7 protein-coding genes are annotated in these 12,101 nt (G+C 36.0%); 6 read left to right on the plus strand and 1 reads right to left on the minus strand.

Annotated elements, in window-relative coordinates; all coding sequences use genetic code 11:
* Nucleotides 1-4 precede the first annotated feature (4 nt).
* From HWV59_RS24730 to HWV59_RS24745, 4 genes are all read left to right on the plus strand, one after another.
* Entirely contained in the window at nucleotides 5-3,712 is a 3,708-nt protein-coding gene (locus HWV59_RS24730) for a GH32 C-terminal domain-containing protein (protein ID WP_175640622.1), read from the plus strand.
* Nucleotides 3,713-3,829: 117 nt separating this feature from the next.
* Nucleotides 3,830-4,600: an NAD-dependent epimerase/dehydratase family protein gene (locus tag HWV59_RS24735; RefSeq protein WP_175640623.1), complete on the plus strand. Its 771-nt coding sequence runs from the start codon at nucleotides 3,830-3,832 to the stop codon at nucleotides 4,598-4,600.
* Between the two features lie 100 nt (nucleotides 4,601-4,700).
* Entirely contained in the window at nucleotides 4,701-6,494 is a 1,794-nt protein-coding gene (locus tag HWV59_RS24740) for an ABC transporter ATP-binding protein (protein ID WP_175640624.1), read from the plus strand.
* The gene (locus HWV59_RS24745) at nucleotides 6,481-8,592 is read left to right on the plus strand and encodes an ABC transporter ATP-binding protein (RefSeq protein WP_175640625.1); all 2,112 of its coding nucleotides are present in this window, start codon (nucleotides 6,481-6,483) and stop codon (nucleotides 8,590-8,592) included. Before HWV59_RS24740 ends, HWV59_RS24745 begins: the two co-directional genes overlap by 14 nt.
* 24 nt (nucleotides 8,593-8,616) lie before the next feature.
* On the opposite strand, the gene HWV59_RS24750 is transcribed toward HWV59_RS24745, so the two are convergent.
* Entirely contained in the window at nucleotides 8,617-9,513 is an 897-nt protein-coding gene (locus HWV59_RS24750; protein WP_235991892.1) for an AraC family transcriptional regulator, read from the minus strand.
* A 290-nt stretch (nucleotides 9,514-9,803) separates the two neighbouring features.
* On the opposite strand from HWV59_RS24750, the gene HWV59_RS24755 reads away from it, so the two are divergent.
* Entirely contained in the window at nucleotides 9,804-10,490 is a 687-nt protein-coding gene (locus HWV59_RS24755; protein WP_235991893.1) for a rhamnogalacturonan acetylesterase, read from the plus strand.
* 45 nt (nucleotides 10,491-10,535) lie between these two features.
* Nucleotides 10,536-11,564 (plus strand): alpha/beta hydrolase family protein, encoded by a 1,029-nt coding sequence (locus HWV59_RS24760; RefSeq protein WP_102228717.1) that lies wholly within the window; start codon nucleotides 10,536-10,538, stop codon nucleotides 11,562-11,564.
* Nucleotides 11,565-12,101 lie beyond the last annotated feature (537 nt).

The raw sequence follows: 12,101 nt of genomic DNA on the forward strand, positions 1-12,101 counted from the left end.
ATGAATGAAGAATTTTAAAAAGACGAAGCTCGTGATTTTGCTTGTATTTGTTTTTTCAATCATTTATATGGATCAGCATTTTCAAGTACAGGCCACAGAACAAAATACAGCAATCTTTGGATATATACCTATAACAGGATCCTGGGTGCAGGAGAAAAATGGTTTAATCAGAGGAAAGAGTGATAAGAAACAACCAGGACTCATCTTATCATCAACAGAGGTCGGAAATTTCTTCGTCTATGAAGCAACGATGAAACTTCAGTCCTCATCCTCCGGCTCACTTGTTTTTAGAGCAAATGAAATGGGGACGGAAGGATATATGTTAAGTTTAAATCCAAAGAAAAACAGAGTTCAATTAGTTGACCTAAAAACAGGTAAGCGTATCGGAAAACAAATAAAAAAGCAGTTAAAAGAAGATGTTACTTATAAGGTGAAAATAGCAGTAGATGGTCCATCAATTAAAGTATTTTTGAACGATAGAATTGTTTTGGATATAAATGATTTTAAACATTCAAAGGGATTTACCGGTTTTAACGTTGATCATGGTTCAGCAGAATTTAGTCAAGTCTTTGTTCATGAGGTGAAAACGAATCTAATTGAATGGGGATTGACAGATCAATGGTCGGCAACAACACAAGGGTTAGCAGGGAATGCAAAATTAAACGAAAACATCTATGCTTTAACAAAAACAAAAGTAACCGATTTTAACTATGAAGCGAACGTGATGATCAATGACAAAAGCGGTATCGGGACATTGCTTTTTAGAACAGATCAAAAAGACTTGAAAGGATATGGCTTGCAAATAGATGCTGAAAAAGATCAAATTCGCCTGGTTGATACAAAACGGAATAAAGTTATTTCACACTATAACGAACCGATTGATATAGGATCGCTATATCACGTTAGAGTAAAAGCAGCAGGAAAATCGTTAAATATATTCTGGCAGAACAACTCAAAGCCTATCATGACGGTTCAAGATCAAATCTATGATCAAGGTCTATTAGGGCTTCAGGTTAATAATGGAAATGTTGTGTTCCAGAATATTCAAGTAAGTCATTTAGGTACGAACTTAGAGGGATGGCAATCACATAATGGAGAATTTCTTCCACATCTTGAAGGGATTATGGGCAATAGTCCTGAAGCAGGAAACTCCTATTATATAGCAGAATCCGAGGAAGCGGATTTTATTCTGGAAGGTGATTTAAAGGTAGATCCTTCGACTCCATATGGTACTACGGGCCTTGTTTTTCGTGCAAATTCAGATGCAACAAAAGGGTATATGATAAAGCTGGATCCTAATTTAAATGAGGTCCGTTTATTAGACCTAAGCGGAGATCGAACAATTGGCCTTGCTGAGAGAAATATTGAAACAGGTAAGACCTATCATTTTGAGATTCATGCAAAAGGTCCAACAATAAAAGTGTATTTAGATGGATATGCGGAGCCTGTGATCGCAGAACAAGATGCAGCATATTCCAGTGGGAAATTTGGTTTAAATGTGTATAATGGTTCAGCATATTTTCAACATGTTTATGCAACCAAATTCGATGAATATTATGAAGAGCTTTATCGGCCTCAGTACCATTATACACAGGCCAGAGGTGCAGCCAGCGATCCGAATGGCTTGGTTTATTATGAAGGAGAATACCATCTTTTTCACCAAGATGGCGGTAAATGGGCACATGCAGTTAGTACAGATTTAGTTCATTGGAAGCGTTTGCCGATTGCTATTCCTTGGAATGAAATGGGTCATGCATGGTCCGGTTCTGCTGTAGTGGATAAAGATAATGTTTCAGGTTTATTTAATGAAGAAGGCTCTGGATTAATCGCTTTCTATACCTCATTTAATCCGGCTAAACATAATGGAGATCAAAAGGTAGGCGTAGCATATAGCCGTGATAAAGGAAGAACATGGGAGTTTTATGATGGAAATCCGATCATACCGAATATAGGTGAATTCTATGGTGGGGAAGGCTGGGACTTCCGTGATCCGAAAGTAGTCTGGGATGAAGACCATAATCAATGGGTGATGGTCATTTCAGGTGGAGATCATATCCGTTTCTTTACGTCTAAGGATTTATTGAATTGGGAGATGATAGAATCATTTGGCTATGGAGATTATGTCAGAGGCGGAGTATGGGAATGTCCGGACTTTTTTCAACTTCCTGTTGATGGTGATAACGGAAAGAAAAAGTGGGTACTCTCAATCAGTACCGGGGCAAATCCAAATACAAACGGCTCTGATTCTGAATACTTTATCGGAACGTTTGATGGAAAACAGTTTGTAAGTGACCATCCAGCTGGTGTTGTCTTAAAAAATGAATTTGGAAAAGAAATGTATGCTGCGATGTCTTTTTCTGATATCCCAGCTTCAGATGGTCGAAGAATTTCTTTAGGATGGATGAGTAACTGGGATTACCCATTTAGCTTCCCGACTTCACCTTGGCAGGGCCAAATGTCAATACCACGTGAAGTGATGTTAAAAACTGTACCTGGTGAAGGTGTTCGTTTAGTTCAACAACCGATAGAAGAATTAAAACAGTTAAGAGGAAGTCAGACATCCTGGAGTAACAAGCTTGTAAAACCTAATACGGCTAACTTACTTTCAGAAATGAGGTCTACAGCATTTGAAATCGTAGCAGAAATTGAAGTACCTGAAAAAAATGGAGCGGAGGAATTTGGTTTTCAGCTAAGAAAATCAGAAACACAACAAACAGATGTTGGCTACAATGTAACAAATTCAAAAGCGTTCTTTGATCGATCAAAATCTGGAGAAATCGATTTTTCTGAGAAATTTTCTACACGACATGAAACGAATGTCAACCCAGATAATAATCGAATAAAAATGCGGATATATGTAGATGAATCATCTGCAGAAGTATTTGTAAATGACGGTCAGGCCGTTTTTTCAAATGTTTTCTTTCCCGACGGTGCCAGTGATGAAATGAGCTTTTATTCAAAAGGCGGAGATGTAAAGATTGTTTCATTAGAAATTTACCCATTAAAAGGAGTTTGGAAGGATGCATCAAATACTAACCAGATTGTTATGGATCATCAAAAGCTTGCACTAAGAGTAGGTGAGACACATAGGCTTTCAGCAGTAAGCATCCCTTATACTGATAATAATCAAGAGTTAAACTGGAGATCAAGCAATCCATCAATCGTTGAAGTAAAAAGAATAGATGATAACAATTCTGAGATTAAGGTTATTGGACATGGAAGATCAACGATAACTGCTTTTACGAAAAATGGAAAAGTAGTTGGAACAACAATAGTTGATAGTAAAGCATCTTTTCATATAGTCAATGCAAAAAGCGGGAAGGTATTATCTGTAAATGGAACATCAAATGGTTCAAAAGTAAATATTCAGCCAAAGAAAGATGTGATAGAACAAATATGGGATATGGAAAGAAATCAATCAGGAAGTTACAAGGTTATGTCTTCCAAAAGCAATAAAGTTCTCGATGCATCTGGAGTTTTAAATGGTGATGATGTGCAAATCTGGGAATACTTTGGTTATGGAAATCAACAGTGGTACCTTACACCAAATGGGGATGGCACATACACCTTCCATGCAGTAAATAGTGGGAAAGTATTAGAAGTTCCCTTAGATAGTAATGAAGAGGGAACAGTGGTTGAGATTAACGAAAAAGATCCAGAAAGATCTCAAAACTGGAGGCTGATTGAAGCAAGTAAACCTCCGAAAGAATAAAATAATGTGGTAAAACCCTTTCTGCTGAAAAGTTATGAAAGGGTTTTTTTGGGTAAGAATATGATATCGACCATATTTTACACTCTATTATTAAAAATTCTAAAAGTAGGTGAAAGGATGAAAAAGAAGGTAACGATAATCGGTGGAGCAGGGACAATTGGTCAAATTTTAGTGAACGGTCTATCTGAAACATATGAATTTGTTATTCTGGATAAAAATTCTGCATCTTTACCTTGCAAGGTCATCCAAGTAGATGCAACAAACTATCAGGAATTACTAGATAATATCCCAAAAGATACAGATGCCATAATAAACCTACTTACGATTAAATCAAAAGATGATTTAGACAATATTGATCAATTTCATAAAATGACAACTATTCATTTTGTATCGTCATTTTATATATTGCACGCAGCTGCCACATTAGGAGTAAAAAAGCTTGTTTATGCAAGCAGTAATCACACAACAGATTACTATGAACAAGATGGAAATTCAACATTGGGGAGAGAGATTACAATTCATGATTACCCGTTTTCGAGAGGACTATATGGAGTATTAAAGCTCGCATCTGAAAATATAGGGCATATTTTTGCTAGAGATAAAGAACATAATCTGTCTGTTATCAACTTACGAATCGGAAGCGTCTTAAAGGATGAAGTTGAATCAGTACAAAAACAACAGAGATTGCATCATACACTATTATCACATGAGGATACCATTCAGCTATTTGATTTGGCCCTGCAATCAACTGTAAAATACGGCACCTATTATGGTGTTTCGGATAATCCCAATAAACCTTGGTCAACAGAAAATACATGGGAGGACCTGGGGTTTTTGTCAAAGGTTAATGCAATTGATGTGCTGAATAGAAATATTGATGGGATGTAAGGGTAGCAAAATAATCCATATAACATGATGAGGAAATCCATTGTTAATTCCTTAAAGAAGGAGTAACCTAACACTACTACAAGGATGAAGGTGGGGTTTGGTGAAAAAGCGGGCTTTATTTACGGAGTATTTTCTCCGACATAAATGGCAGTATTTATTAGGAGCATTGTTGTTAACGATTTCACTGGCTCTTCAACTAATGGTTCCTTCAGTGTTAGAGGAGTTTACGAATGGCATTCAATATTTTTCGATATCAGCAAGTGATCTGGTCGAGTTAGCCTTTTATTTTGTTTGGTTAGGAATAGGAATTTTCTTTTTCCGTTCTTGTGGTCGAATTTATATTTTCCGCTTATCAAGAATGCTTGAACGGGATTTACGTACCAGGTTATTTCAACATTGGGAGAAGCTTCCTGCAGAGTATTATCAAAAGCAAAGAATCGGTAACCTGATGGCTCACGCTGTAAATGATGTAAATGTACTTCGCCAAATTGGGATGCAAGGCGTTTTTCAAATGATTGAAGCATTTGTCTTAATAACAATTGGTATTTTTCTTATGGCAGGTACGATTAATTTGTACCTTACTCTACTCGTGTTCATACCATTGCCGGCCTTAACCTATTTGGCTTATCGTTTTCGGATAAAAATTCGTATGCATTCAACTAAGGTGCAAGAAGCAATTGGGATTTTAACAAGCCGGGTACAAGAGTTTTGTACTGGAATAAGGGTCATTAAAACGTATGTTCAAGAGTCGGAAGAAATGAAAAAGTTTATGAAGGAAAATGATCGTAATATAGTAGCAAATCAACAACTTATCCGTGCAAACTCGCTTTTTAATTCACTAAGTCAAGGGATTGTAGGTTTAAGTTACTTACTCTCTATTGTTTTTGGATCTATTTTGGTCATGAGAGGTACGATTACGCTAGGGGAATTTGTTGCGTTTAATACATACCTTTCTCTGCTCATTTCACCGATAGAAAACCTGGGGAAAGTAATCAATTTGTTTCAACAGGGTAAAGCAGCTGATCAACGATTATGTGATGTGCTTACAACAGAGCCAACTATAAAAGATGAAAAAGATGTCATTCCATTGATTGCTCTGAGTGGAGACATTCACATCAAAAATTTATCCTTTTATTACCCGGGCAGTAATTTGGAAGCTCTTCACAATATTAATCTATCCATAAAAAAAGGAACAAGTTTAGGAATTGTTGGAAAAATAGGCAGCGGGAAATCCACCTTAGTCAATCTTCTGGTACGGCTATATAACCCGCCAAAAAACACAATCTTTATCGACAAATATGACATTTTAAATCTCCCATTACATGTACTTCGATCTTCAATAGGATACGTACCACAAACGAACTTTCTATTTTCTTCTACTATAAAAGACAACATTGCATTTGATCCAAAAGACTATCAAGATAAATATATTTTTAGAGCATCACGGCAGGCGGAAGTTTATGCTGACATTCAAGGATTTACAGAAGGATTCCAAACTGTTTTAGGAGAAAGAGGACTATCATTATCAGGCGGGCAAAGACAACGAGTAAGCATAGCTCGGTCGTTAATAAAAAGCTCACCAATTATGATATTTGATGATAGCTTAAGCGCGGTTGATGCCAAGACAGAGGAAAAGATTCTGCACACATTAAAAACAGAAATGAGGGGGAGAACATCAATCATGATCAGTCACCGTATCTCAACGATACAGCATGCTGATCAAATTATTGTCATGGAGAAAGGACAAATCGTCGAGCAAGGCACTCATGAAACACTGCTTAGAAAAAATGGAATCTATAAAAACATGTACATGCAGCAATCGAATGACATGATCATGGAAGCTTCAAATGAAAGAACCATTCGAATAAAGAAATGGGGGAATGAACATCGATAATATTAATATGAGTGATCGTCAGTTATTAGGAAGGATGCTTGGTTTCGCCAAACCATATTGGAAAAGAATTATACTGTCTATTTTTATAACAGGTTTGATCGTCATTGCCAGCCTCTCTCAACCTTATATTATTAAAGTAGCGATAGATACGTATATTAATGGAGTTTATTCACCAATGGTTGTCGTAAGTCAGAATGAGGTAGCAGATATAAAAAGTAGATTGAATCATCTTGATGTGAAGTTTGAGGAAACGGGGGTTTTACAGGAAAAGGTATATATTCGATTACTAGATTCTATAAATGAACAAGAAATCCAGGACTTAGAGAAGGCAGCAATTGTATCAATTGAGAACATTCATTATCTTGTTCAAGGCTGGAATAAAGGGTTATCAAAATCAGAAGAATATCAAGTCAACTCATCGTCAAATCAAATTAAAATTGATGGAAATCTATATCCGATAGAACGTGTAAGTCAAACGGAAATGAATTCATTTCGAGAGCATGATTATGAAGGGTTAATTGTATTGGGGGCGCTTTATTTTATTCTTATTGCTTGTTCTGCGGTTCTTACCTTTTATCAACAAAATACATTGCAATATACGGGACAGTCTATTATCTATGATATTAGAGAAACTCTGTTTAAACATCTTTCAAAAATGTCTATTTCCTTTTATGGAAAGCATCCAATCGGAAGATTAGTTACAAGGATTACACATGATGTAGAAGCACTTAATCAATTATATTCACAAGTTATTGTTAACTTAGTTAAGGAAATTCTCATTCTTATAGGCATTATCTTGATCATGCTGCACCTTAGTGTGAAGCTGACATTAATTAGTTTGATTGTGATACCAGCTGTGATGATCACAACGCTTTATTTTAAAACGGTTATGAGAAAGGCCCAGCGGAAAATTCGCCTTATTTTATCAAAACTTAATTCGTTTCTAGCAGAAAATTTATCCGGTATGAGTATTATCCAGCTTTTTGTGCGGGAGGAAAAACAGCTTGAGCAGTTTAATGAGTTGAATGAACGTCATTATAAGGCCGGTATGCGACAAACAGTATTAAACTCTATTTTTAATCCCTCCATCGGTTTCTTTGGTAATCTTTCTCTCGCATTACTTGTTTGGTATGGAGGACGGAATGTTTTAGAAGGGGCCATCACCTTTGGAATCGTGTATGCTTTTACTCATTATGTAAGGCAATTCTTTGAACCGTTAAGGGCACTCGCTGATCAGTTCAATCAAATTCAATCTGCCTTAGCATCAGCGGAGCGTATTTTTGATACATTGGATACTGAATCGACGATTTTAAATCCTGTTAAACCGAAGAAACTGGGGAGTCATATAAAAGGAGATATCCTATTTGATCATGTATCATTTGCCTATAAAGATGAAGATTGGGTGCTAAAGGATATTCATCTGCATATACAACCAGGGGAAACGGTTGGCATTGTGGGGGAAACCGGTGCTGGAAAAAGCTCAATTATTCAGCTTATTAATCGTTTTTATGATATTCAAAAAGGAGAAATTCGCCTTGATCATGTGAATATTAAGGATGTTCACTTGTCAGAGTTAAGAAAGCATATCGGAATTATACAACAAGACAGCTTTGTTTTCTCCGGGACTGTTTTTGATAATATCCGTTTAAATCAGCATGAGATAACAAATGAGGAGATTATTAAAGTAGCAAAGTCTGTTAATATTGACGCTTTTTTCCGCACGCTGCCAAATCAATATGAAACAGTGTTAGGTGAGCAAGGGACAGTATTATCTACAGGACAAAATCAACTTTTATCATTTCTGCGAGCAATCATTGCTAATCCTAAAGTGTTAATCCTTGATGAAGCAACAGCAAACATCGATACTGAAACAGAAGCGGTCGTCCAAAAAACGTTAAAGGAAATTTCTAAAAATCGCACCACCATCATTATTGCCCATCGGTTATCAACAATCCAGCATGCCGATAAAATTATCGTATTAAACAAAGGAAAGATTGTCGAAATGGGGAATCATCAAGAGCTTCTTAAATCGAGAAATATCTATTATCAACTATGTAAAAGTCAGAGTAAAGCCGGTCGATCAAGGGTTAGGGCTTAAAAAAATAAAGGTAGAGCTTGAATGTTAAACTCTACCTTTACCCGAATTTTTAGAGACAATTATTTCCTCGCTCACCACCTGTTTGTGATCTTCACAAAATTGAGAAGGAGAAACTCCGACGATCCGTTTAAAGGTCCTGCTAAAATATAATTCATCGCCATAGCCAACATTTTGGCTTACTTCTTTTATTTTTACATCTGATAAGACAAGGAGTTCTTTTGCGCGATCAATACGTAAATGTGTTAAATAATCGATCGGACTTAATCCGATATATTTTTTGAAAAGCCGGGAATAATGACTTGTGCTAAGACCGGCAATTTGAGCCAGCTCTGTCAGGGTGATAGAGTTTTTGTAATGATTGATCATGTATTCAATCGTCCCTTCAATCGCTTTTTTGCTATCACCGCTAAGCATTTGTGAGTGGAAATCTTCAACAATCGTTAATAACAGCTCTTCAAAGACAATTCTTTGTTGCATGTTAATGGTGGAACCCTGTTTTTTTGCTAAAGAACTTAACTGCTCAAGTAAAACGATTACAGCGGAATGATTACTAATCGTATAAACGCCTTTAAGGGGAAAAGAAACATCCTTCGAACGTTTAAATTGCCATACATCTTTATCTTCAAAGGCCATTGCATAAGAAAAGCGCACAAAATAAAATTCCAATGGGTTGGTACGGTACGATTTTTTATCGCATATCATGTGAGGAGTGAAAACAACAAGCTTTCCTGGATGCAGTTTATGTTTCTTTCCGTTAATAACGACTTCTCCTCTGCCTTTTGTTACATACCACATGGAGTAAAAACGTGGTTTTTTTCCCTTCCTAATCCAATCAGGAGGACAAGTTTTATGACCTGCTAATAAAATGGAAAAAATTAGCTTATGTAAGGATATTGAAAGGTTCCTCATGCTGTGACACAAATGAAATTCCCCTCTCCTAATTACTGCGTGATCATATTATCCATACGCAAATTTTTTTAAGAATAGAACAAGCTGGTAACGTTATAAGACTAGAATATATGAGTCGACCACAAAAAGGTATAATCATCAAACCACCCTTTTTACTGGAAAGAATGTTACATCATACTCTTAAACTCACAAAGTAATCATTAAAACATATGATTGGTTATGCCATCAGGAGAGATTAGACATCATATTGCAAATGAATGAAAATGAACATATGAACGAAATAATAGGTGGGGGATGTGAGTATGTGTCAAAACATGAAAAGCTCTATTTTTATAGTAGGTGATTCTACCGCTTCTTCATACCCGGAAGAAAGAGCGCCACAAGCAGGATGGGGGCAGGTGTTAAATCAATTTTTCACTGACGATATCACAATCGTAAATGAAGCTGCACCAGGGAGAAGCTCCAAAAGCTTTATTACAGAAAAAAGATTAGCGGGTGTTGAAGAACAAATTAAGGAAAATGATTACCTCTTTATACAATTTGGACACAATGACGCCAAAAAAGATGAAAGATTTACAGATCCATTTACAGATTTTAAATATTATTTAAAACAGTATATTAATGTTGCTTTAGAGCACAAAGCTACACCTATTTTACTAACACCTGTGCAAAGAAGAAGTTTTAATGAAGATGGGATCTTTTACGAAACGCATGGAGATTATCCGGAAGCAATCCTTCAGTTAGGGAAAGAGGAAAATGTTCCGGTCATTGATTTAGGAAAACGAAGCAAAGAATATCTTAAAAACTTAGGTGCGAAAGAATCAAAACCAATTTTTTTATGGCTTGACGTAGATGAGTATAATAATTACCCGGCTGGTTTACAGGATAACACTCATTTCTCTGAATATGGGGCGAAAGAGATTGCGAGATTAGTTGTCGAAGGTATCCGTGATTTGCAATTACCAATTGAAAGATACATCACATATTAACCGTTATAACTAAAAATCCGATCTATAGAAGGAGGAACTTCAGCTTTGTTAAATACGGATCATTTTCTTGAACAATTATATCATGACACTGTTTCAAAACCGGCATCAAAACTTTATGACACGAATTGGCAAGAACATACGAAAACAAAATTTGAATACTTGATTGGTCATTTTCCATGCCCGGAAGACAATTCACTGAACCCTAAAATAGTGGAGAAAACGGAAAAAGACGAGTATTGGCGTTTAAAAGTAGAAATCACAACCATTGATAATCTCCGGTGTCCAACTTATGTGCTTATTCCAAAGAAGAAAACAACTGCTACTCTGCCTGCGGTCCTTGCGCTTCATGGACATGGCTATGGAAATAAAGAAATTGTCGGGTTGAATCATGATGGAACTGAAATTGAAGGTACTCCCGGTATTCATAATAATTGTGCAATCAATCTTGTGTTAAAAGGGATGGTCGTGGTTGCACCGGAACTAATCGGATTTGGTGACCGAAAGCTAGAGAGAGATGATAAATCGGATGATCCGAGTCAAAATTCATGTTTTTCAATTGCAAGTCAATTGTTATTAATGGGAAAAACGATCGCTGGATTAAGGGTTTTTGAATGTAGAAGAGTGATTGATTACATACAGACAATTGAAACCGTTGATCATGAAAAAATTGGATGTATTGGTTTCTCAGGAGGAGGTCTTGTGGCAGCCTTTACTTCTATTGTTGATGAACGGATAAAGGCTACTGTTCTCACAGGCTATACGAATACATTTAAAGGCAGCATCATGGATCGGAATCATTGCCTTGATAATTATATTCCTGGAATTTTACAGCTGGGAGAAATGCCTGAGCTGTTGGGGGCTATTACACCAAGACCTTTATTTATAGAGTCTGGATTTCATGATACTGTATTTCCTATTAAACATGCAAAAGAAGCGTTGCAAACCATTACCGATATATACAGCAGTTTTAAAGCGGAAAATCAATTAAATCACCACTTTTTTGATGGAAAGCATGAAATATGTGGTGAAAAGTCGTATAACTGGCTTTATCAAAACTTGATGATGTGTGAATAATAGAGGAGAATTCATAAAACATTAAGTGTGCAAAAAAAGTATTCTATGGATAACAGGTTCCGTTTACTTATCGCTCGAAGTTTCACAATAAAACGTATTGTTAAATTGCACTGCGAAACTGTGGTACTTTTAGTTATATAATAATGGTCCAGTTTTGTTTTATAGACTGGATCATTATTTTTGTGCGTGATGGAATATTGCAATAATCTACCATTTCTGTATCGATTTTTTGTGAATAACTGAAAAAAGCATACGTAAAAGAGGAATATGTATTTATTTACATTGGTTGGTAGTATAAAATCATTCGCAGAATCCAAAAAACGGTAAAAGTGATAATAAAAGTGGTAGAAATTTCTATAATTTCCCATTTTTGTATTGTTTCTTTACTAAAAAAGTGATAAAAGCGTACGTAAAGAAGGAGTATGTATTCATTTACATTGTTATGCAGTATAAAACCATTCGCAAAATCCCAAAAAACGGAAAAATTGACATTAAAAGAGGCAAAACTTTCATTAATTTTCCACTTCTGTATGGCTT

It is taken from the genome of Metabacillus schmidteae (assembly GCF_903166545.1).
GTDB lineage: Bacteria > Bacillota > Bacilli > Bacillales > Bacillaceae > Metabacillus > Metabacillus schmidteae.

Coding starts and splice junctions, on each gene's coding strand:
- HWV59_RS24745 (WP_175640625.1), top strand. CDS start 6,481: ATGAACATCGATAATATTAATATGAGTGATCGTCAGTTATTAGGAAGG.
- HWV59_RS24730 (WP_175640622.1), top strand. CDS start 5: ATGAAGAATTTTAAAAAGACGAAGCTCGTGATTTTGCTTGTATTTGTT.
- HWV59_RS24735 (WP_175640623.1), top strand. CDS start 3,830: ATGAAAAAGAAGGTAACGATAATCGGTGGAGCAGGGACAATTGGTCAA.
- HWV59_RS24755 (WP_235991893.1), top strand. CDS start 9,804: ATGTGTCAAAACATGAAAAGCTCTATTTTTATAGTAGGTGATTCTACC.